Annotated in this window: 20 protein-coding genes; 14 read left to right on the top strand and 6 right to left on the bottom strand. The window is 62.9% G+C overall.

From position 1 onward, the window contains the following. Window positions 1-5: 5 nt before the first annotated feature. Both ACN9MX_RS14990 and ACN9MX_RS14985 read right to left on the bottom strand, forming a co-directional pair. Window positions 6-764: an SDR family NAD(P)-dependent oxidoreductase gene (locus tag ACN9MX_RS14990; RefSeq protein WP_363752406.1), complete on the bottom strand. Its 759-nt coding sequence runs from the start codon at window positions 762-764 to the stop codon at window positions 6-8. Window positions 765-816: 52 nt separating this feature from the next. Next, the gene (locus ACN9MX_RS14985) at window positions 817-1,692 is read right to left on the bottom strand and encodes an AraC family transcriptional regulator (RefSeq protein ID WP_363829182.1); all 876 of its coding nucleotides are present in this window, start codon (window positions 1,690-1,692) and stop codon (window positions 817-819) included. A gap of 181 nt (window positions 1,693-1,873) precedes the next feature. Here ACN9MX_RS14985 and ACN9MX_RS14980 point away from each other — a divergent pair, with 181 nt between their 5' ends. Together ACN9MX_RS14980 and ACN9MX_RS14975 are read left to right on the top strand one after the other, a co-directional pair. Continuing rightward, the gene (locus ACN9MX_RS14980; protein ID WP_363829179.1) at window positions 1,874-3,109 is read left to right on the top strand and encodes a hypothetical protein; all 1,236 of its coding nucleotides are present in this window, start codon (window positions 1,874-1,876) and stop codon (window positions 3,107-3,109) included. An 11-nt stretch (window positions 3,110-3,120) separates the two neighbouring features. After that, window positions 3,121-4,065 (top strand): alpha/beta hydrolase, encoded by a 945-nt coding sequence (locus tag ACN9MX_RS14975; protein WP_363829176.1) that lies wholly within the window; start codon window positions 3,121-3,123, stop codon window positions 4,063-4,065. A 169-nt stretch (window positions 4,066-4,234) separates the two neighbouring features. Here ACN9MX_RS14975 and ACN9MX_RS14970 read toward each other — a convergent pair whose 3' ends face one another. Further along, a complete protein-coding gene (locus ACN9MX_RS14970; protein WP_363829173.1) occupies window positions 4,235-4,510 on the bottom strand; it encodes a hypothetical protein in 276 nt (91 codons plus the stop codon). Window positions 4,511-4,681: 171 nt separating this feature from the next. Between ACN9MX_RS14970 and ACN9MX_RS14965 the strand changes: the two genes are divergently transcribed. Beyond that, complete coding sequence (locus ACN9MX_RS14965; RefSeq protein WP_363829170.1) at window positions 4,682-5,305, top strand: TetR/AcrR family transcriptional regulator; 624 nt, start codon at window positions 4,682-4,684, stop codon at window positions 5,303-5,305. Between the two features lie 27 nt (window positions 5,306-5,332). Here ACN9MX_RS14965 and ACN9MX_RS14960 read toward each other — a convergent pair whose 3' ends face one another. Then, a complete protein-coding gene (locus ACN9MX_RS14960) occupies window positions 5,333-6,094 on the bottom strand; it encodes a TetR/AcrR family transcriptional regulator (RefSeq protein ID WP_363736443.1) in 762 nt (253 codons plus the stop codon). Window positions 6,095-6,303: 209 nt separating this feature from the next. Here ACN9MX_RS14960 and ACN9MX_RS14955 point away from each other — a divergent pair, with 209 nt between their 5' ends. The 4 genes from ACN9MX_RS14955 (at window position 6,304) to ACN9MX_RS14940 (ending at window position 11,324) form a co-directional block, all read left to right on the top strand. Further along, the gene (locus ACN9MX_RS14955) at window positions 6,304-8,097 is read left to right on the top strand and encodes a flavin-containing monooxygenase (RefSeq protein WP_363736441.1); all 1,794 of its coding nucleotides are present in this window, start codon (window positions 6,304-6,306) and stop codon (window positions 8,095-8,097) included. A 95-nt stretch (window positions 8,098-8,192) separates the two neighbouring features. Beyond that, window positions 8,193-9,218, top strand: a complete 1,026-nt coding sequence (locus ACN9MX_RS14950; protein WP_363829168.1) for a zinc-dependent alcohol dehydrogenase — start codon at window positions 8,193-8,195, stop codon at window positions 9,216-9,218. A 48-nt stretch (window positions 9,219-9,266) separates the two neighbouring features. Then, a complete protein-coding gene (locus tag ACN9MX_RS14945; RefSeq protein ID WP_363829165.1) occupies window positions 9,267-10,427 on the top strand; it encodes an aromatic ring-hydroxylating oxygenase subunit alpha in 1,161 nt (386 codons plus the stop codon). Window positions 10,428-10,511: 84 nt separating this feature from the next. Further along, window positions 10,512-11,324, top strand: coding sequence for a sugar phosphate isomerase/epimerase family protein (locus ACN9MX_RS14940; RefSeq protein WP_363829162.1), 813 nt, complete (start codon window positions 10,512-10,514; stop codon window positions 11,322-11,324). Window positions 11,325-11,369: 45 nt separating this feature from the next. Here the strand turns inward: ACN9MX_RS14940 and ACN9MX_RS14935 are convergent, their stop codons facing one another. Beyond that, window positions 11,370-11,921 carry a hypothetical protein gene (locus ACN9MX_RS14935; RefSeq protein WP_363829159.1) on the bottom strand — a complete coding sequence of 184 codons (552 nt, stop codon included), beginning with the start codon at window positions 11,919-11,921 and terminating at the stop codon, window positions 11,370-11,372. A gap of 137 nt (window positions 11,922-12,058) precedes the next feature. Here ACN9MX_RS14935 and ACN9MX_RS14930 point away from each other — a divergent pair, with 137 nt between their 5' ends. From ACN9MX_RS14930 to ACN9MX_RS14900, 7 genes are all read left to right on the top strand, one after another. Further along, window positions 12,059-13,774 (top strand): N-acyl-D-amino-acid deacylase family protein, encoded by a 1,716-nt coding sequence (locus tag ACN9MX_RS14930; RefSeq protein ID WP_363829156.1) that lies wholly within the window; start codon window positions 12,059-12,061, stop codon window positions 13,772-13,774. 107 nt (window positions 13,775-13,881) lie between these two features. Then, window positions 13,882-14,682 (top strand): SDR family NAD(P)-dependent oxidoreductase, encoded by an 801-nt coding sequence (locus ACN9MX_RS14925; RefSeq protein ID WP_363829153.1) that lies wholly within the window; start codon window positions 13,882-13,884, stop codon window positions 14,680-14,682. Beyond that, a complete protein-coding gene (locus ACN9MX_RS14920) occupies window positions 14,679-15,794 on the top strand; it encodes an epoxide hydrolase family protein (RefSeq protein ID WP_363829151.1) in 1,116 nt (371 codons plus the stop codon). Before ACN9MX_RS14925 ends, ACN9MX_RS14920 begins: the two co-directional genes overlap by 4 nt. A 69-nt stretch (window positions 15,795-15,863) precedes the next feature. Beyond that, on the top strand, window positions 15,864-17,060 hold the full coding sequence (locus ACN9MX_RS14915) for a hypothetical protein (protein ID WP_363829148.1): 1,197 nt from the start codon (window positions 15,864-15,866) through the stop codon (window positions 17,058-17,060). Beyond that, window positions 17,057-17,848: a glycosyltransferase family 2 protein gene (locus tag ACN9MX_RS14910; RefSeq protein ID WP_363752389.1), complete on the top strand. Its 792-nt coding sequence runs from the start codon at window positions 17,057-17,059 to the stop codon at window positions 17,846-17,848. Before ACN9MX_RS14915 ends, ACN9MX_RS14910 begins: the two co-directional genes overlap by 4 nt. Further along, complete coding sequence (locus ACN9MX_RS14905; RefSeq protein WP_363736423.1) at window positions 17,845-19,146, top strand: lipopolysaccharide biosynthesis protein; 1,302 nt, start codon at window positions 17,845-17,847, stop codon at window positions 19,144-19,146. The genes ACN9MX_RS14910 and ACN9MX_RS14905 overlap by 4 nt, the downstream gene beginning before the upstream one ends. Continuing rightward, window positions 19,143-20,282 (top strand): glycosyltransferase family 4 protein, encoded by a 1,140-nt coding sequence (locus tag ACN9MX_RS14900; protein WP_363829146.1) that lies wholly within the window; start codon window positions 19,143-19,145, stop codon window positions 20,280-20,282. The genes ACN9MX_RS14905 and ACN9MX_RS14900 overlap by 4 nt, the downstream gene beginning before the upstream one ends. Here ACN9MX_RS14900 and ACN9MX_RS14895 read toward each other — a convergent pair. Then, window positions 20,194-21,105, bottom strand: a complete 912-nt coding sequence (locus tag ACN9MX_RS14895; RefSeq protein WP_363829144.1) for a glucosamine inositolphosphorylceramide transferase family protein — start codon at window positions 21,103-21,105, stop codon at window positions 20,194-20,196. The genes ACN9MX_RS14900 and ACN9MX_RS14895 overlap by 89 nt on opposite strands. Between the last annotated feature and the right edge of the window lie 44 nt (window positions 21,106-21,149).

The following is a 21,149-nucleotide window of genomic DNA, read 5'->3' as shown; positions in this document are numbered from 1 at the left end:
CGCGGTCAGGCGATGGAAAAGCCGCCACACACGGGAATGGTCTGGCCGGTCATGAAGCTCGCGGCCGGACTGGTGAGGAACAGGACCGGTCCCGCAATTTCCTCCGGCCGGCCAAAGCGCCGCATCGGGGTGCGGGCTATCAACGGCTCCATCACCTCGGGCACATCCTTCACATGGTCGAATATCCGGGTCTGGACATTGCCAGGCGCAATCGCATTGACGCGGATATTGTCGGCGGCCCAGGCGATGGCCAGTGTCTTGGTCAATTGCACGATCGCTGCCTTGGCCGCGCCATAGCCGGGCACGGCGTCCATCCCGAAATAGGAGGACAGGGAGGCGAGGTTCACGACGCTTGCGCCGCCGGGCATGGCGCTTCTGGCGAGGACGGCGTGCAGCGCGTGCGCCAGCCGATAGGGCCCAAAAAGGATGATGGAGACGGCATCCTCGAAGATGTCGGGTTCATAGCGCCTTTCGAACCCGCCCGGATGGGATTCCCCTGCATTGTTCACCAATATGTCCAGCGCGGGCAGGCCGGCCGCGATCGCGGCACAGGCGACCGGATCGTTGGCGATCATGGGGAAATAGCCAAGACCGCTGATTTCGTCGCCATAATCGGCCGATCGGGATCTGCGCCCAGTCACGAACACGCTGGCGCCGGCATCGCGATAGGCGCGGGCAATGGCGAGGCCGATGCCGGCCGTCCCGCCGGTCACCAGGACCGTCCGTCCGGAATAATCGAATCTGCAAATCTCAGCCATGCTCATGTCACTCTCCCCGGATCGTCTTCTATCAGCATGGGCGCGGGAAGGGTGGCGATCAGTCCATTCCTTCGGCCATTATGTCGCGGATCGGACTCGAATATCCTGCCCGGCGCTGAAAATCGCGGGGCGTCATTCCGGTTTTACGGCGGAAAGCCGCGGAAAAGGCGCTTGTGGAGGCGAAACCGCACAGGCCCGCCACTTGCTTGATCGGCATGGAGCACGCCGATAGCAATGCGCAGGCCCGGTCCAGACGGATCTGGGCGATATGGGAAAGGACGGAAGAGCCCATGCTCGTTCTGAATGCCCGAAGCAGATGCCGTGGCGATATGTCAACAAGCCGGGCCAGAGCAGACACGCTGGGCGGGGGGCCATCGGTTTCGCGCACCGCTTCCTCGATGCGCCTGATCTGCCACGGCGCGAGGCCGCCGCGAGCCCTGGCCTGGCGAGGCGGCTGCGTGCGCTGGCTGCGCGTGAAATCGACCAGCAGGGTCGCAATCAGCGCTTCGATGAGCGCAGGCGCGGCGAAGCCCGGCGTGACGACTTCATGGGCAAGCCTGTGCATCGTCCGCGCGAGGGCCGGTTCGCGAAGGTCCAGCGCGGGCGGCAGATGTGCGACCGGGAGCGGCATGCCTTCGCCAGTCCGGTCGTCCGGCATGGAACACATCAGTAGCCTTTGTCGTCCTCCCGCATTGCGGCAGCTCATTTCCGACCCGGCCGGGCGGAACAGCATTCGTCCCACGGGCCGGAAATCCGGCCCGCCGCCCTCGCCATGGAAGCGCGCGACCGATCCATCGGGAACGCGGGAAAGAGACAGCCCGAATACCGCCGCGTCAGCGCCCAGAACATCGTCGAGGGGAGTGGGCCAATGATAGTTGCGTATCTCCACCATCCCGGCCGGGGACGAAAAACGGGTTTCCGTGGTAAAGGACATGGCGGCATTTCCTTCGCACGCGGCAACCGTCCTTTCGACTCATTGCCGCAACATCACTCTCTGCCGCCAGCATATGGCGCGCTGCGAACGGAGCCGCAGCCGATCGGACTAGACGCAAACAAAGCCAGCTCGGCCCGAACGGCTGTCTGAAGGGCGGCGACACGTATGGAGACGATGTGAGATGGATGCGGAACTGGAAAAAAGGGCTGGCGAACGGCTGCTGACGGGGGACGCCTGGAACGACCTGTGCGATGTTCTGAAACAGGCGGGACGTGTGATCGACCAGTTCGGCGACGCGGTGAATGAACTCGACCGGACGGAATGGTACAGGTTCCTGTCCCGCCTGGTCCGGCATGGTTTCCATCGCTATGTGGAAAATTCCGAACCGGAAAGACCCCGGCTGCTGGACACGCCATGGCGCCAGGGGATCAACTTTCAGTCCCCGGATCAGGACCATCTGATCGCCGAATTTTTCGACGGCGCGCACGACTATCGCATCGCCGGCAATCGCGGCACGATTCCCTATTTCGTCATGGCCGCGTGGGAGGGTGCCTTTCCGGCCGATCACGGTGCGCGCAACTGGGCGGAGGAGGGTGTCGACGGATTGAAGATGTTCGATCCCGCCGTGATGCGAGCGACGGCCTTCATCGCGAGCGACCAGATCCAATTCGATGAAGCCGGTAATTTCGAAGTCATCGTCAGCAGGGAGAAGCCGCCGGGCGGCGGCGCCTGGCTTCCGATCACCGGCTCCTCGGTGGGGATATTGGTGCGGACGCTCTATCATCTGCGCGAGGAAACGATCGCGCCCTCCTTGCGGATCGAACGGCTGGACGGCGGCATGCCTCGCCCGCTTCGCCCCGCGGAGCTGAGCGCCGGGCTGGCGAGGGCCGGGCAGATCACCCTGGGATATGCCGAGCTGGTCCGCCGCTGGTGGCAGGACAATTTCGACGGCCAGCCGAACCGCCTGTTGTTCGACCTGACCCTTTATCTCGCCAATGGCGGCGTGGCAGACCGACACCATGGGTTCGGCACGTGGGAATGCGGCGCGGATGAAACGCTGGTGGTCGAGTTCATACCGACGCCCTGTGACTACTGGATCCTCCAGCTGTGCAACATGTGGCAGGAAAATCTCGACAATTATGAGGATGGCGGCGGATATTTGCAGAAATACCGGGCACATTGTGAAGCGGACGGATCGGTTCGCGTCGTCATCGCGCATCGCGATCCCGGGATCGGCGGAAACTGGATCGATCCGTTCGGACATGTGCATGGCGGCTGGAGCCTGCGCCTGATCCGGACGTCGGGCAGCCCGCCGGAGGTTCTCGTCAGGCGCGTCGCGCTTGCCGATTTGCAGGCGGTTGGCCTTGCCTGCCTGGATGGGATTGAGCCAATAGTCAGCGGCGGCCTGGCCGTCTGAGGGAGGGACAGATGTCTGAGACGAAGCTGGACACAGCCTTTGAGCCCATTCTGGCGATGCTGGCGGCCGCGCCTCCGGTATCCAGCCTGGCGCCGGAAGAGGCCAGGGCATTGTGGGCCGATGCGGACATGGGCGAGAAGGAGGCGGTCTGGCGCGTACGCAATATGGATGTGCCCGGCGCGAGCGGCGCCATAGCCGCGCGCTTCTATTGTCCCGCGCGTCCCACTGCGTTCATCCTGTATCTGCACGGCGGCGGCTGGGTGCTGGGCGATCTGGCGCAGCATGATCCCGCCATTCGCGCTTTCGCCAACAGGACCGGGGCGGCGATCCTCTCGATCAACTACAGGCTGGCGCCGGAACATCCCTTTCCGGCTGGCCTGGAGGATGGCTATGCTGCGTTGAAATGGTGCCACGCCCATCGGGACGAGCTTGTGGGCGCCGCAGCCCCGCTTCTGGTGGCGGGCGACAGCGCCGGGGGCAATCTGGCCGCGGTCCTGGCCCTGGAGGCGCGCAACCGGGGCGGACCCCCGGTCCACGGGCAACTGCTCATCTATCCCGCGATCGATGGCCGTTGCGATACGCCTTCCTGGCGGGAGAACGCCCACTGCCCGCTGCTCACCAGCAGGGACATGGCATGGTACTGGAATCAGTATGCCGGGCAGGCGGATCGGCGCGATCCCCGTCTTTCGCCCTGTGAGGCACGCGATCATGCGGGTCTGCCCCCCGCTGTCCTGGCCATTGCCGGGATCGATCCCCTGCGCGATGAAGGCTTGAATTATGCCGACCAGCTTGCCCGCGCCGGAAACGAGGTGACCGTCCTTCGCTATGCCAGCTTGCCGCACGGATTTTTCAACTTCGCGCATGTCTCCGACCGCGCGGCCATGGCCTTCGACGAAATAGCGGCGGCGACGCGCCGATTGATCGCGGCCACGCCGGACTCAACGGCGGAGGGGTAGGCGGGGCATGCTCTATTCAGCGCCGTCATCAGTTGTATGACGCGGACTGCACCGAATATAGCATGGATATCAGGACGTCTTGCCGGCGATCGAACCGATCGCCGGCAAGACGTCGCTGCAAACAAAACTACTGGATCGACGATCTCATCCAATCGGATCGAAATCGGCTCTACAACTGATCGATCTCCTTGCGCGTCAGCGAGCTGACCAGCCCCTTGTCGCTGGCGGCCAGCTTGTCGAGGGGAATGCGGATCAGATGTCCGTTATAGATGATCGCGGCCGTGCCGTCGGCGACGTCATCTACGCGGCCGATCCGGCGGCCATCGGCCGAAAAGACCCAGGCGCCGCTCTTCACCGATTGACCCGTTTCCGGAGTCTGGGCGGAAACGAACGCCGGGCTGGCAAGGACGACCAGTGCGGTGGCAAGCGCGAAACGAAAATGCATATCGATCACCATCTTGATTGGGGGGCAAAAGCGCGTTGATTGGCTGCTTTGCGCAACGACTAAAGCGCCGCAGAAAAATTGTCGAGTCTGATTCGAAAACATTTGCGATCTGTATTCGGTAATGTTCCATGATAACGGTTTCCAAGGTGAAATATAAAGGATGATGACCAAGTGAAGAGGCAGGCGCGAAGGCATCCGGCGGAAAGGCGCTCCTCGGGCCGTCCCAAGACGCTTTCGCGGGATGCGATCGTCGACGCTGCCTGCGCCATCGGACTGGAACGGCTGGAAATGGCGTGCGTGGCCGAACGCCTGAACACAGGCGTGGCGACGCTATATGGCTATGTGAAAGGGCGAGAGCATTTGCTTCAACTCGTCGCCGATCGGCTGGCGATGAAGGCTCTTGCGGTCGAGGCGGGCACAGACTGGCGTGTCGTGCTGCGGCAGCATGCGGAAATGTGCTATTCGACCTTCCGGTCCGATCCGGCGCTGATCTGCAATCTGATCGAAGGACGTGGGGACGACGAGGAGATCGTCTATGGCCGCAAGCTCGTGGCACTGCTCGAGGCCGGGGGCCTGAAACGGCCGTCGGCGGTTGCAGCCTATATAGAAGCGAACCAGGTCATTATCGGCGCAGCCGTGATGTTGGCGCGCCGCCATGTTCTTGCCCGCCACTCCCTGGATGAAGAGGGCAATCCGGTCCCGCTGCCGTCAATATTGGGCGATTATCGGCCGGCGCTCGAAAGGATCGTCAAATCCGTTGCGGAGCATGGCGCGTCATCGGCCGCGCCGGATTGACGCCGCCGGTCGGCCTTCTGTCCGCCATCAGCGTCGCGCGTGCACCCCGTAAAGGAATGTCTTGACCGCGGCGGCCACCCATTGGCGCTGCTCTTCCAGCGTATGTCCGCTGTCGCCAAAGAGATAGTCGATGCTGCTGGTCGTCAGATGAAGAAATTGCTGGGCCGCGCGGGCATGGTCTTCGACGGTGATGACTCCTTCCAGGGCCTGGCGCTCCAGATAGTTTACCAGTGGCTCCAGCGCATATTGCCGGAACGAAAGGCCCTGGCGGGCCAGCGCAGGCATGCGTTCTGCTTCCATGACGAGCAGCCTGGAAATGGTGCGCGAGTCAGCGCCCATGGCATCATTGTAAAAGCACATGCCAACGCCATAGAGCGTGTCCCAGATGGGCTCTTCGTTTTCTATTACCTCAGCCAGCAGCGTTCTGAGCCGCGTACATGTATGTTTGGCCAGAACCTCCAGTAGTTGTTCCTTGGTCTGGAACTGGTTGTACACGGTCCGGCGCGAAACTTCCGCCCGCGCGGCAATGCTGGCTACGGAACTGGCGTGAAATCCCCGTTCGGTAAATTCGGTCATCGCTGCGCGAAGAATGACATCCTTGATTTCCGCCGCCCTGGCGCGCGTAGGTCTGCCAGCACCCCGGCTACGTTCTGCAGCACGATGCAAAACTTTCTGTTCCCCCGTCTGACGGTCAATATTCGACGTTAACATCCGACAAAAGCCCCGACAATCACGAAATACCACCCTATTTTGCAGACGGACGTCTGCCGAATGGGCAATATTGGTCAATATCGGGCCATAGCGGGTTTCGATTGGATCGTCCTAGCGCGATCGGACGATATCCGCCAAAAGCCTTCTCCGGATTGCGCCCCACTGCCTGCCCGCCACCATTTGTATCCCCTGTCCGCACGGACGATGCCGGGGCCGCGATCGCCGAATAAGCGGGGCTGGGAGAATGTCGGGCGCGCTGCCTGCAACTTGACTGAGAGATGAGGAAAATGGCGGATAATACCGGTGGCTTTACCTTCGATCCTGACGCCCTGCTCAAGAAATACAGGGAAGAACGCGACCGGCGCCTGCGCTCCGACGGCACCGCGCAATATGTGAAGATGGAAGGCGCGCTGGCGCATTATCTGGACGATCCCTATGCCGAGCGCATCGAGCGCGCGCCCATTGAGGAGGAGCTGGAGGTTGTCATCCTGGGCGGGGGCTTTGGCGGGCTGCTCGCGGGTGCCCGGCTGAAGCAGAATGGCGTTTCCGACGTCCGCATCGTGGAAAAGGGCGGCGATTTCGGCGGCACCTGGTACTGGAACCGCTATCCTGGGGCGGCCTGTGACGTGGAATCGTTCATCTATCTGCCGCTGCTTGAGGAAACGGGCTATATGCCCACCGAGAAATATGCGCGCGCGCCGGAGATTTTCGAGCATTCCAAGCGGATCGGCCGGAAATTCGATCTGTATGACAAGGCCCTTTTCCACACCCAGATCATGGAGGCGCGCTGGAACGAGGAACGCGGGCGCTGGCTGATCAGCACGGATCGGGGTGACCGCCTCTGGGCGCGGTCCTTCATCATGGCATCCGGCCCTCTTCAGACGCCCAAGCTGCCGGGCGTGCCGGGCATAGAGACCTTCAAGGGCCACAGCTTTCACACCAGCCGCTGGGACTATGACTATACCGGCGGCGACGCGCTGGGTGGCCTCGACAAGCTGAAGGACAAGAATGTCGCGATCATCGGCACGGGCGCGACCGCCGTGCAGTGCGTGCCCCATCTCGGCGCGGCGGCGAACGAACTTTATGTCTTCCAGCGCACGCCCTCATCGATCGGGTACAGGAACGATCATCCAACCGACCAGGCATGGTTCAAATCGTTGACGCCCGGCTGGCAACAGCGCCGGATGGACAATTATACGGCGGTGGTCATGGGCATTCCCTGTCCCGAGGATCAGGTCGACGACGGCTGGACGAAGATGATCCACGCCGTCATGAGCAAAGCCACGCCCGACATGACGCCCCAGCAACTGGGCCAGATGTTCCAGATGGCCGATTTCGCCTATATGGAATCGGTACGCAAGCGGATCGACGATGTCGTGAAGGACAGGGACACGGCTGAGGCCCTCAAGCCCTGGTACAATCGGCTTTGCAAGCGGCCCTGCTTCCACGATGATTATCTGGACAGCTTCAACCGCCCCAATGTGCACCTGATCGACACGGCGGGGCATGGCGTGGAACGGATCACCGAAGATGCGCTGATCGTCCAGGGCAGGGAATATAAGGTCGATTGTCTCGTCTATGCGACAGGTTTCGAACTGGCCGCCTATAATAATGACGCGGTCATGCCCGTCATCGGCCGGAACGGGTTGACGCTGGGCCAGAAATGGCACGACGGCGCGACGACGCTGCACGGCATGCTCGTCAACGGCTTCCCCAATCTCTTCATCCTGAGCACCACCCAGACCCCTTGGGGGCCGAATTTCCCCCACATGATGAACGAACAGGCGCGCCATATCGCTTATATCATTGCGGAGATGGGCGCGCGCGACCTGAAGACGGTCGAAGTCGCGGAAGATGTGGAGCGCGCGTGGGTACAGTTCCACGAGGACAATGCTGCCGCTGTCATCGAACAATGGGCGGAATGCACGCCCAGCTTCTGGAATGACGAAGGCAAACCGTCCCGCAAACTTGTCCGAAACGGGTCTTTCGGCGGCGGCCTGTTCGCTTTCGTGAAGATATTGGAGGATTGGCGGGCTGCCGGCGCCTTGGAGGGGCTGGTCGCGGACCGCGAGATCGCGTGAAGCGCGGCAGGCGCTACCTTTCGCCTGGCCGGGTTACCCGGCCGGGCATCCACCGTCCGCGTCGCCAGCCGATCGCCGAATGATGAAGGGTTCCTATGCGCGCAGTCCTTTTCAGGGAGGTTGGCCAGCCGCTTGCGGTCGATGAAGTTGCCGATCCGGCGCCGGCGGCAAATCAGGTTCTTGTGAAAGTCGCTCGGTGCGGCATTTGCGGGTCCGATCTGCACATGGCGGAGGGGCATGGCTATGTGCCGCCCCCCGGCACGATATTCGGCCATGAAATCAGCGGCGAGGTTGTCGAGGTCGGACGGAGCGTCGAGGGGGTCGCGGCGGGTGACAAGATTGCCGTCATGCCGATCTTCGGCTGTGGCCATTGTACCGCATGCAGTCAGGGCATGCCGGCCCGCTGTGCGTCGATGCGGTTCACGTCAGGCGGCTATGCCGAATATGTCGCGGTCGATCCGACTTCCGCCATTCGATTGCCATCCACGGTGTCCCTCGACGATGCCGCACTGGCTGAGCCTCTGGCGGTCGCGCTTCATGGCATCGTCGCCGCGCGGATCATGCCGGGCGATGTGGTGACGATCGTGGGCGCGGGGCCGATCGGCCTTGCCGCTCTCTTCTGGGCCCGCCATTTTGGTGCCGCCCGGACCTATGTGATCGAAAAAGTCCCTGAACGTCGGGCGATAGCCGAAAGGATGGGGGCGACCGGCGTCTTCCTGCCCCAGGCGCCCTCCGGCGGCGACGGCTTTGCCCGCCATTATGGCGAATTGCCCATGGGGGAAGCGGCCGATGTGGTGGTCGAATGCGTCGGCCGCCCCGGCCTGCTCATGGCGTCGGCGGCCTATGCGCGGCATGGCGGACGGCTGGTTTCCCTTGGCTATTGTTTTGGCGATGACCCCATCGTTCCGGCTGGCCTTGGCATGCGCGAATTGCAGCTCCATTTCCCGCAGCTCTATACGCGCAGCGAGTTTGAAATGTCGGTCAATGTGCTGGACGCGGGAGCTGTCGAGCCGCGCCACATGGTGACCGATACGGTGGGGTTGGATGCCGTGCCGGAAATGTTCGAGGCTCTGCGCACGTCGCCGCGACAGTGCAAGGTGTTGATCACGCCATTCCCATGATGCGGACGGACGGCCAGCCCGGACCGCCGCAACATACAGGAGGAGGATATGGACAAGGCGATACAGATCGGCCTGGCCAAACGACTTCTCGCCCATGCTGAGGCGAAGACGACGGATGCCGCCGAAAGCCAGATGCGCGTTCCGGTCACCGATTATTTCGACCGGCGGATCTGGACGAGCGAGGTCGAGAAAATCTACAGGCAGAAGCCTCTTGCGGTCGCGCTCTCCTGCGAATTGCCGGACGCCGGGTCGTTTCTGTCCCTGACGATCCTGGACACGGCCGTTCTCATCACCCGCACGGCAACGGGATTGCGGGCTTTCCTCAATGTCTGCCGCCACCGCGGCGCGGTTGTTGCACCGGAAAATTGCAGCGGCCGGCAGACGCGATTTTCCTGCCCCTATCACGGATGGACATATGATAATGAGGGACGCCTGCTGGGCGTCGCCGATGCCGCCACTTTCGGCCCGGTGGACCGGGCCAGCCGCGGCCTCACGGAACTGGCTGCCGCCGAACGATCGGGCCTGATCTTCATCGTCCTGACGCCCGGTATCTCGTTCAACATCGGCCAGTGGATGGCCGGCGCGGACCGGCATATGGGACTGGAGCAGCGGCTTGCCGATTATCGTGTGGTCGGATCGCGAACCGTGCAGGCCGCCAATTGGAAGCTGGTCGTCGAAGGACATCTGGAGGCGTATCATTTCGCGCAGTTGCATCGGGACAGCGTCGGCCGTTTCATGGTGTCGAACTGCACGGCGCTCGACCGCTTCGGTCCGCATATCCTGATCACCTTCTGCCAGAATTCGATACACCGGCTGCGCGACATTCCGGAGGCGCAATGGGAGCCGCTGAGAGAAGACATGATCAACCCCCAATATCTGATGTTTCCGGGCACGATGGTGACGATATGGGATTCGGCGATCATTGCGCAGGTTATCCAGCCAGGGGCGGAGCCGGGCAGTTCCGTTAGCCGGCTGGTCTACGGCGTCAAAAAGGATCTGGCCGACAATGATCTGGCGGCCGCACAGGCCGAGACGATGCTGGATGGCGTGGCGAAGCTGGTCGCGGACGAGGATTATCTGGCCAGCTTCCAGATCCAGCGCGGCCTCGCCAGCGGCGCGCAGGATGCGATCCTCTTCGGCCGCAATGAACTGGGGCCGATCTTGTTTCATGAAAATCTCAGGCAGCAAATGCCCTTTGCCGCCGAATAGCCGACAGATGAGGGCGATCCGGAATGAGGAAAGCAGGATGATCGATGCGTTGAAACCAGCCGTAACGAAGTGCAGGAGGGCATTGTGAGCGGCCGGGACTTCTGCCTGGAGCCGCTCGGCGTGCCGGAGTTGAACGGAGCCAAGCTCGTTGACGCGGCGGCGCAGGCAGGATTTCGCTTCGTCAGCATCTTTGCCCATGCGCCAACCCCCGAAATGCAGGTCGATGAGGTCGTTGGGGACCTGGGAAAGCGGCAGGAGATGCTTGCCCGCATGAAGGAGACGGGCGTCGGCCTGCTCAATCTGGAATGCTTCAACCTGACGCCTGAGGCGGACCCGGAAAGTTTCCGCCGGGCGCTGGAATGCGGCGCTGCGCTGGGGGCGCGTACGGCGACGGCGATCGTCTGGGAGAATGCGGACCGGGCCGACGCGTTGACCAAATATCGGCGGACCTGCGATATGGCCGCGGAACATGGCATTCGGGTCAATGTGGAATTCTTCGCGGCATGCAGGAGCCTGTATGGGATTGCCGCCGTTCGGGATTTCGTTCGCGATGCCGGCCGAACCAATGGCGGCATCGTCCTCGATATATTGCACCTCATGCGAACGAGTGGCGGCCTGCTGGGGCTGGATGGGATCGATCCGTACATGGTCGGATCGATCCAGATTTGCGACGGGCTGGCAAAGCCGCCGGTCGATGCGCTTGACGAGGCGCTCAACCGGATGTTGCCGGGAACGGGGGAATTCCCGATCCGGGCCATGCTGGACTGGGCGCCGGCCGATCTGGTGATCGGCGTGGAAGCGCCACAGGCCGCCCTGTTCGGCAAGGTGCCGCCAGAAGAGCGCGCCCTGTCCATGTATGAGGCGGCTGCGCGCGCGGCTTGCGAACCCGGATCATAGTTGACCCGTACATATTGCGGGCTGGTCCGCCGGGCTGATCTGCGTTCAGAAAAGATCGGCCATCTGACGGATCGGATCCTTTCCGTCCCAGCCCCTGGCGGCCCGCTTTATCTGTTCATAGGCGTCGAAAATCTTCGCGGCGGGACCGACCATCTTGTTGGTTTCCAATATCTCCACGAAATGGCCCAGCCGTTCGCGCGCATCGACATAGCAGAAGCGGATACGGTCATCCCCTGCGAGCGATACGCCCTTATAGGTCGCCATCTCGCCGGCCTGTTCATGACGGGCGACGATCGCATCATAATCCTCGTCATTTTTGACGTAGCTGTGGTGGAACAGTTCGCGTCGCCCGGCGATCCCCTCGGCATAGATGGAATGTCCACCCGCTGGCACCTGGAGCAGTTCGATCTGCAGATCCCCCTTGTACCCGAAGGCGACCTGTATCCTGTCATAATGCGCGGCCTTGCCCTGATAAGTCAGGTCGTAAAGCGGGAATTCGGCGAAATAGAACGGGCCGACGCCGTCCCTGGCGATCATGTCGAGCGCGGTAGCCTTTATGTCCTGCGTCGAATATGCGACTTGGGAAACTTCGGTCATCAATACCTCTCCTTGCTCCAGCAAAGGCAGAGTAGCAGCAGCCGTTCGCCGGTCTTAGTCCGGTGGGACGTTGGCTGCGCGATCCATGGGGATAAACCGGCATGATAGCTTGATGGTTGCGACTGAAGGAGATGAAGGTGTCGAAGAATGTGGGGAGTGTCCTGATCAAGGGCGGTCAGGTCATCGATGGCACGGGTGCGCCTGCATTCGCGGCGGACGTTCGCTTGGCGGACGGCCGCATTGTCGAGGTCGGGCCCGATCTGGTGGCGGGCGCATCCGAGGTGTACGACGCCTCGGGCTGTTATGTCAGCCCCGGCTTTATCGACACACACACCCATTATGACGGTTCGCTGTTCTGGGATCCGTCGTGCGATCCGATCCTGCAGCATGGCGTGACGACCGTCCTGATCGGTAACTGCTCGCTCGGCCTCGCCCCGGTGCGCAAGGAAAGCGTGTCCGATCTCGCCACGCTCTTCAGCTATATCGAGGATTTGCCGAAGGACACGTTCGAACAGGAAATTCCCTGGACCTGGGAAAATTTTGAAGAATATGCCGCCGAGATGCGGAGCCGCCGGTTCGGCGTCAATGTCGCGTCCCTGGTCAGCCACTCGCTGCTGCGCACCTTCGAACTGGGACAGGATGCCTGGACGCGCGCCTCGAACGACGAAGAGATCGGGCGGATCACCGCCAATTTCGATTCCGCCATGGCGGCAGGCGCCTTCGGCATTTCCAGTTCGCGGTTCGACCGCAATCCTGAGGGCGATCTGGTGCCCAGCTTCCATGCGGACAACAGCGAACTGGCTGGCATCTTCGGCATCGCGCAAAAGTACAAGGGCGTGTTCCAGGTGATCCCGGACATGGGGAGCCTGGATCAGCAGGAGAAGGACCTGCGGGAATATTGTGGTTATTCGATCAAGCATGGCGGCGTGCCGGTGCTGTCCAACGGCATCTATCAGCGCCCGGACGACCCCGATTACCATCCCCGGTTGATGAAGATGGCCAGGGAAGAGCGGGCGAAGGGCGCCAATTTCCATTTCCTGGCTTCGCCACGATCGATCGAACTGCTGGTGAACTTCCACCAGGCGATGGTCTTCATCTATGTGCCCAGCTGGAATGCTGTGGTGCAGCCGGGCATGGCGATCGAGGAAAAGCGGCGGCGCCTGGCCGATCCCGAATGGCGGGCGCAGGCGCGCGCGGACTGGGATTCAGTGAAGGAAGGCTTCCCGAGCGGCGGCATGATCCGCGGCTTCCGCATCGTCAAGGTCGGGAAAGCGGAATATGAGAATTATATCGGCAAGACGTTCGACGTCGTCCTGGACGAGCGCGAAGGCCATCCGTCCGACATTCTGGCTGACTGGGTGCTCGAAAATGATTTCGAACCCGAGTTCGTCTATCCCTTCACCAATACGGACGAGCGCATCGTCGGCGAGTTGCTGGCGGCGGACGAAAGCATCATCAGCGCGAGCGACGCCGGTGCGCATATCGGGATGTTCGACGGCGCGGGCGACACCACGCTCGTTCTCACCCGCCACGTGCGTGATCGCCCCGACATGACGCTGGAAAATGCCGTGAAGCGCATGTCGCGCGATCAGGCGCTCATCCTTGGGCTGAAGGACCGCGGCGTCATCACGGAAGGCGCGATAGCCGACATCGCCGTCTTCGACCTCGACAAGCTGCACTGGGATGTCGAGAAGAAGGTACAGGATGTTCCGGGCGGCAAGGCGCGGTTCCGCCGACCGGTGGGCGGCTTCCGCTACACCTTCGTCAACGGCGTCCTGGCGCAGCGGGACGGGGAACTGACCGGCGAACTGGCTGCCCGCTTCCTCGATGCGAGCGATCGCATCGCGGCCTGAACAAGCTGCGATGATGGCGGAACCTGAGCTTCCGCCATCTGCGCTTCGCTGCGCCCTTGGGCCGATGGCTGGCGGAGTCGTCTCTCCAGGCTGAAGAAGGGTGCGGAATGGACACAAGACTGGATGGCCAGGTCGCGATCGTGACGGGGGGCGCCTCCGGCATAGGTTTCGCGACGGTCCGAAGCCTGGCGGCATCCGGCGCTCGGGTCTGGATGGCGGATATCGACGAACCGGGAAGTCTCGGTGCGCAGGCCTCGCTGCGCCGGGATGGCCTGGATTGCGTCGTCAGGCCAGTCGACATGGGCGATCCCGTCAGCATCGCGGCCCTGGCGGGAGAGGTCATCGATGATGAGGGCGGCATCGACCTTGTCGTCAACAACGCCGTGCGGACGGACGGACGGGACGAACAGGTCGCGGATATAGACGCGGCATTATGGCAGGAGTTGCTGGCGGTCAATCTGATCGGGCCAGCGCTGTTGGCGCGCGCTGCCATACCCTCGATGATCAATCGCGGCGGCGGCGCCTTCGTCCATGTCGCGTCGGTTGGCGGCTTGCGCGGGGAAGATACCAGGACCTGTTACGGCACTGCAAAGGCGGGCCTGCTCGGCCTGTCGCGATCGATCGCGGTGCAATATGGCAAGCAGGGCATCAGGAGCAATTGCATCGCGCCCGGTCTGGTGATGACGCCGGCGGCACAGACGGCATTTGATCCGGCAATGCTGGACATGCTGCGGCATCATCATATGACGGCGGAGCTCGGGACGGCCGACGGAATTGCTAAGGCGATCACCTTTCTCCTGTCGCCCGCCGCCGCTTTCCTGACCGGTCATGTTCTCGTGATGGACGGCGGCTTTTCGATTGCCACTCCCATTGTGCCGGCCTTCCGGAGCATGGGGCAGGACAGATGACGACCCCTCGCCCCTTTGTCATCGATGTGGAGCAATCCACGCTCGACCGGATCGACCGCAAGCTCGCCGACAGCCGCATCGGCTATGCGCCACAGGACGACAGGGACTGGCGCTATGGCACCGACGCTTCCAGTCTTCGCGCCTTTGTCGATCATTGGCGCAACGATTATGACTGGCGGGCGCAGGAAGCGATGCTGAACCGCTGGCCGCAGGCGCTGGCCGAGGTGGATGGCGTGCTGCTGCATTTCTATCATATTCCCGCACCCGGCGGCGAGGCCGGACGACTGCCCATTCTGCTGATGCATGGCTGGCCGGGTTCGATCGTCGAGTTTCAGGCTGTCATCCCCCTTCTTCTGGATGCGGGCTATCCGCTCGTCGTGCCCTCCATTCCCGGCTTCGGATGGTCCGGCAAGCCGCCTCGTCCCTTGGGGGAAAAGGCCATGGCCGCGCTGATGCGCAGGCTGATGGTGGATGTTCTGGGATATCCCCGCTTCCATGTGCAGGGCGGCGATTTCGGATCGCTGGTCGCGACGCAGCTAGGCATCTGGCATGCCGATGCCGTTGCCGCCCTCCACCTCAACTTCTACCTGCCCGACGGTCCCGGAACATCGGCCGATCCGGAACTGCAAGCCTATTGGCAACAGCTCGCATCGCTCACCTATCCCGAATCGGGCTATCTGCATCAGCAGGGGACGAAGCCGCAGACACTGGCGCTCGCCTTGCACGACAATCCCCTCGGTTGGGCGGCCTGGACCCTGGAAAAATTTCATGGATGGAGCGACTGGCGGAGCACGGGGGCGAACGGTTTCCAGACCGATCAGCTGATCACCAACATGATGACCTATCTTGTCACGGACTCGGTGATTTCATCGATCTGGATGTATCACGGCTCGTCCCATGAACAGGGCAAGGAAGGGCGGGTCGAAGTGCCGACCGCGATTGCGCATTTTCCAGGCGAATTTTACCCGTTGGCCGACCGATCGCTCGCCGCACGGCGCTATAATATCGTGCGCTGGACGGAAATGACTGCCGGCGGGCACTTCGCCGCGATGGAAGCGCCGGAGGCGTTTGCCTCCGATCTCATCGCCTTTCTGGACGGGCAGGATTGCTGACCCGGAATTTTTTTGCAGCTTTCGGGAATCCGGGCTGCGGTATGCTGGTGGCGGTGGCGTCACAGGCAAATGCGCATAGGATTTCTGTTCAACCACGATCAGATTCATCAGATCGCCCACAGCCTGCCTATTGCCATCGCGCTGGCAAAGGGGGGCTTTGCAGGCGAAATCATGGTCGCCACCACCAACGGTCAACTGGCCGCCGAAGTCAGGCGACTGGCCGGGGAATGGCTGGATTCGAAAATCCAGCATGTGGAACTTTCGCTCTCCCCCTCTACGGCCAGGATCAGCCGGCTGCTGGAACATGTCGTCCCGGCCTCCAAATTGCTGGTTTATCGCGACAATCTCGATTTCTTCCGCAGCCTTGATATTCTGGTCGTCGCGGAAAAAACATCGCTGCTGCTCAGGTCGCGCTATCGCCTGGATAATCTGTTCATCGTGCATACCCGCCACGGTGCGGGTGACCGTGCCATTGGTTTCGACAAGGCCAGCGCGCGCTTTGACCATGTCCTTTGTTCGGGCGAGAAGATCCGCCGCCGATTGATAACCGAAGCGCAGGTTGATCCGGACGCCATCAGCATCGTCGGCTATCCCAAGTTCGACATGATCCGCCAGGCTGGACGCAGCTATCATGTGGAGCGCGATCGGCCGACCGTGCTCTACAATCCGCATCCCTCGCCGCACCTTTCGTCCTGGTACAGGCATGGGCGGCAGGTGCTTGACCATTTCCAGCGCCATGACGATCGGGCCCTGCTGTTCGCGCCCCATGTCATGCTGTTTCAACGGCCGTTCGTGGTCACCATCGACAGGCTGACGATCAGCCGGGCGGGCGTGATCGAAAACCGCTATCTGCACGGGGACAACATCCACATCGACCTGGGCAGCCGCGCGTCCACGGACATGAGCTACACGACCGCTGCCGACATCTACCTGGGTGATGCGAGCAGCCAGATCTATGAATTCCTGCTTCGTCCGCGCCCTTGCATCTTCCTGAACAGCCACGCAATCCAATGGGAAGGGAATCCCAACTTCGCCCATTGGCAAGCCGGTGAAGTCATTTCCGATCCCGCAGCGCTGAGTTCCGCGTTCGACCGCGCGGACGCTCTGCACCACGAAAGATACCGCGCCGTACAGGAAAGGCTGTTCGCCGAGAGCTTCGACCTGAATGGCCGTCCCTCGTCCGAAAGGGCGGCGGAGGTGATCGCCATGCTGGCAGAGCGCCGAAGCACCGGTCGTGATCCCCTTTCGGCCGTTCGCGCGGCGTGACGGCGCTGCTGACCATCATCCTTCCCTTCTTCAATGAACAGGGATGGATCGGCCGCACGATCGACAGCCTTGTCGCGCAGAATGACGAGCGCTTCCTGCTGCTGCTGATCGACAACGGTTCGACGGATGGAGGCGCGGCCGAAGCGGCCATCCATATCGCGGCTCTGGGCGACCGCGCGAGAATTCTCTCCTGCCCCACACCGGGGAAAATCAATGCGCTGGCGGCCGGTCTGGCGCAGGTCGATACGCCGCTGGTCGCCACCTGCGACGCGGACACCATTTACCCGTCCGATTATGTAAGGCGCATCATCGCCCTGTTCGGCCATCATGACGGCGCCGCGGCGGTGATGGCGATCGACCTTTATGCGCCGGCAGAGGATATGCGTTCGCAGCGCCGCATCGCCTTCATCCTGCGCAAGGGCCGGCGCTTTGCGACCAAATGCCATGCCGGCGGCTATGCGCAGGCCTTCCGCACCGCGGCGCTGCGCGCCGGCGGCGGCTTCGACGCAGCGCGCTGGCCCTATGTGCTGGAGGATCATGAAATCGTCCATCGCATCATGCGCCATGGCCGCGTGGTCTACCATCCCGACCATGTCTGTTTCCCCTCGGAACGGCGCGTATCACGCGATGCCGTAAGCTGGACCAGGGCAGAGCGATTGCTCTATCGCTATTTGCCCGGCAGGGCGCTAGACTGGTATTTCTATCATTTCCTGGGGCGCCGCCTTGCCGCCCGCAACAGCATGGGCGTCGCCTTGCGGAACAAGGATTGGGCTTCGCCATCGGCATGACGGAACGCGTTGGAATTGCAGGGCGCATATTCAAGGGATTGGGACTTGTGCTCGGCGGAAAGGCGGGCGCGGGTGTCATCAGCCTGATTTACCTCGTCATCGCGGCCCGCGCCCTCGGGCCGCGCGACTATGGTATATTGGTGTTGGTCCATGCTTATGTGACGGCGGTTTGCGGTATCGTCGAATTTCCCGCCTGGCAGGCGATCATTCGCTATGGCGCGGAGGCGACGGCGGACAATTCGCCCCATCGGCTCGCCAGGCTTCTGCGGTTCGGCACCACGGTCGAACTCGCCGGGGGTGCCGCAGCGATCCTGGTGGCGATGATATTGGCCCCGTTCGTCGGGCCGCATCTTGGCTGGCCACCCCAGACGGTCGCCTTCGCCATTCCCTATAGTTTCGCTGTGCTGGGATCGGTGCGTTCGGTACCTGCCGGCTATCTGCAACTGATCGGCCGTTTCGACCTTATCGGGGTGCATAATGTGGTTCAGCCGACGATCCGACTGGCCGGCGCGCTGCTGGCGCTATTGACGGGATGGGGCATCGCCGGCTTTCTGGTCGCATGGCTGATCGCCGCGCTGGCTGAATTCGCGGTGCTCTGGGGCATGGGGTGGTGGTGCGCGCGCCGCCATCTGGGCCCCGTCCTGCATCGTCCCGAAAGCGGCAGCGCGAGGACCGACAATCCCGGCATCTGGCGCTTCCTGGTCGCCAGCAATGCGGATGTCACGCTGAACGAACTGGCCGGCCGCATAGCGCCGCTGATCGTCGGCTGGGTGCTTGGACCGGCCATGGCCGGGCTGTTCGCCATCGCCCAGCGCGCCACCGTGATCATCGCCCAACCCGCGCAGATATTGGGTAACACCGCCTATGCCGAACTGGCGCGCATGGTGGCGGCGGGCGAAGGCGGCGCTCCGTTGCGCAGGACATTGGTCCGGGTCGTGGGTATCGCCCTGGCCGCGGCGGCGCCCGTCGTCCTGATCGCCGCACTCTTCCCGACGCCGATCATCACGCTGCTGGGCGGGACGGCGTTCAAGGCGGCGGGCGGCATCATGGTCGTGCTGATCGCCGCGCGCATGATCGCGGTCATTGGGCCGCCGTGCAGCTCGGCCCTGTCCGCTATGGGATATCCCGCCCTGTCGATGAGCGCCAACCTGTTCGCCAGCATGATCTTTCTTCCGATACTGCCATGGTTGCTGAGCGAAGCTGGCCTGATGGGCGCCGGTTTGCAGGCGGTGGGGCAGGCGCTGCTGTCCAGCGCCCTGCTTTCAGGCCTGGTGTGGCGGCGGAGCCAGCTTCATTGAGCCGCCCGCGGATCGCCTATGTCATCAACTCCGTGGAGGGGGGAGGGGCAAGCCAGCCCGTTCCCGCCATAGCCCGCGTGCTCCGCGATGGCGGAGCGCAGGTGCGCCTGTTCGCGCTTACCCCCCGGGATCGCCGGGGCCTTCCCGCCATGGCGGCGGCGGGGCTGGATCCCGCCGTGCGCGAGGGCGGCCTGACGGACCATGTCGCCGCCGCGCTCTGGTTTCGGCGCGAACTGCGGGCCTGGGGCGCGACCCATATCTGGTCGTCGTTGAGCCGCGCGACGATCCTCAGCCTGATCCTTGGTCCGTCCATGGGCCTGCCGGTGATCTGCTGGCAGCATGCGGCCTTCCTCAAGCCCTGGAACCGGCGCCTCATGCGGCTGCTGTCGCGGCGCGCGACGTTGTGGGTAGGGGATTCCCGGTCCGTGACGGACCTGACCGCGGAACGGCTCGGGGTTCCGCTGGAGCGCCTGAGATGCTGGCCTATCTTCGCGGCCGATCCGGCAATGGTCGAGGCGCGGCCGTGGCAGCCGGGCGAATGGCTTCGCATCGGCAGCCTTGGCCGCCTGCATCCAGTTAAAGGCTATGACCTGCTGATCGCTGCGCTGGCCCGGTTGAAGGCTGGCGGCTTCACCCCCGCTACTCCCGTCCAGTTCGTGATTGGAGGCGAGGGCGCGGAACGGCAAAGACTTGAGGCCATGGCAGCGAGCGCGGCGCTCGACACCATCGCCTTTCCGGGCTTCGTTGATCAGCCGCACGCCTTTCTTTCGAACCTGCATGCTTATGTGCAACCCTCCCGGTCGGAGGGATTCTGCATCGCCGCGCATGAGGCATTGACGGCGGGGCTTCCCGTCCTGGCGTCGTCGGTGGGGGAACTGCCCTATTCCATCCGTCAGGATGCGACCGGCCTGATCGTTCCGCCCGGCGATGCCGACGCTCTGGCGCGGGCGCTCCAGACCATGCTGTCGCAGCCGGAAAGGCTGCATGCGATGGGGCAGGCCGCGCGGGCCGACATGCTGGATCGCTTTTCCTGGGCGCAGTTTGCGGCTACGGGCGGCGCGATCCTGAACGAAATCGTCCCAGTTGACGCTGAACGTCCAGCGCCAGGCCCCGCAGCGATGCGTCGATCCGCTTGACGTCGAACAGGGTGATGTCGCCGCATGCCGTCAAGCTGTGCATGCCCTGGCTGTAGTCGCCGACGTCGGCGGGGGGTATCAGGGCATCGCCGGCCTCCGCCTCGAACTGCCGCTCATCCAGGCGATTGATCCACAGGGGCCTGAGTGCGCCGCCATAGGTGGCGGTGCAATCCTGCACCGGCAGCATGATCCTGTCGCCGAGCGTGACAGCGGTCCCGCCCGGACGGGAGGAACGGGGGTCGATCCGCACGGGATTGGCCGGGTGGGGAATCCATGGGCCGCACAGCCTGTCCGCCCAGGCGACATGAAGATGGGCCAGCTTCGTGGTTCTGGTCGTCGCTGGTGAATAGAACAGGTACCAGCGTCCGTCCCGCCGGAGGATGGTGGCGTCGACGGGCACGCAATCCAGTTCGATGCGGCATTCGGGCCGCCAGTCCAGAAGATCGCCATGATCGCGATAAAGCGTCAGGGCTCCCGACCGGTGCGCTTCGGGCAGCATCCAGACGGCGCCGTCTGCGGCAAAGACCTGTGGATAGGAGAGATGCCAAGGTTCGCTGAGGCAGGGGTTGCGATCCACAAGCTGCATATGTTCATCGAAAAGCAGCCTTTCTATTGTTCCGTGCCGGGAACGATAATCATATTGCTCAACGAACAGATGCAACCGCCCCTCTTCGTCGCGCAAGCCGAAAGGGTCGGCCAGAAACTGGAAGGACGGTTCCTCGGCAAGCCAGGTGACCGGCCCGTCCATCGCGCCGGTCGCCAGAACATGTTCCAGCGGGCGGGCGAGTATCCCGCATCTCCATATATCCTTACGCCGAGGCATGACGGTCCATATCAATTGTATCAGGGGGAGTGAAGCAGACATCC

The sequence above is a fragment of the Sphingobium sp. R-21 genome, from assembly GCF_049913335.1.
In the GTDB taxonomy this organism is placed as follows: domain Bacteria; phylum Pseudomonadota; class Alphaproteobacteria; order Sphingomonadales; family Sphingomonadaceae; genus Sphingobium.
The sequence above is the reverse complement of the archived record's forward strand: the minus strand, read 5'-3'. Positions and strand labels throughout refer to the sequence as shown.

Bases quoted from the DNA above. Each gene is read 5' to 3' on its own strand.
- ACN9MX_RS14920 (WP_363829151.1), top strand. From the start codon at position 14,679: ATGACGACCCCTCGCCCCTTTGTCATCGATGTGGAGCAATCCACGCTC.
- ACN9MX_RS14895 (WP_363829144.1), bottom strand. From the start codon at position 21,105: ATGCCTCGGCGTAAGGATATATGGAGATGCGGGATACTCGCCCGCCCG.
- ACN9MX_RS14915 (WP_363829148.1), top strand. From the start codon at position 15,864: ATGCGCATAGGATTTCTGTTCAACCACGATCAGATTCATCAGATCGCC.
- ACN9MX_RS14905 (WP_363736423.1), top strand. From the start codon at position 17,845: ATGACGGAACGCGTTGGAATTGCAGGGCGCATATTCAAGGGATTGGGA.
- ACN9MX_RS14980 (WP_363829179.1), top strand. From the start codon at position 1,874: ATGGATGCGGAACTGGAAAAAAGGGCTGGCGAACGGCTGCTGACGGGG.
- ACN9MX_RS14970 (WP_363829173.1), bottom strand. From the start codon at position 4,510: ATGCATTTTCGTTTCGCGCTTGCCACCGCACTGGTCGTCCTTGCCAGC.
- ACN9MX_RS14945 (WP_363829165.1), top strand. From the start codon at position 9,267: ATGGACAAGGCGATACAGATCGGCCTGGCCAAACGACTTCTCGCCCAT.
- ACN9MX_RS14925 (WP_363829153.1), top strand. From the start codon at position 13,882: ATGGACACAAGACTGGATGGCCAGGTCGCGATCGTGACGGGGGGCGCC.
- ACN9MX_RS14950 (WP_363829168.1), top strand. From the start codon at position 8,193: ATGCGCGCAGTCCTTTTCAGGGAGGTTGGCCAGCCGCTTGCGGTCGAT.
- ACN9MX_RS14935 (WP_363829159.1), bottom strand. From the start codon at position 11,921: ATGACCGAAGTTTCCCAAGTCGCATATTCGACGCAGGACATAAAGGCT.
- ACN9MX_RS14990 (WP_363752406.1), bottom strand. From the start codon at position 764: ATGAGCATGGCTGAGATTTGCAGATTCGATTATTCCGGACGGACGGTC.
- ACN9MX_RS14975 (WP_363829176.1), top strand. From the start codon at position 3,121: ATGTCTGAGACGAAGCTGGACACAGCCTTTGAGCCCATTCTGGCGATG.
- ACN9MX_RS14955 (WP_363736441.1), top strand. From the start codon at position 6,304: ATGGCGGATAATACCGGTGGCTTTACCTTCGATCCTGACGCCCTGCTC.
- ACN9MX_RS14985 (WP_363829182.1), bottom strand. From the start codon at position 1,692: ATGTCCTTTACCACGGAAACCCGTTTTTCGTCCCCGGCCGGGATGGTG.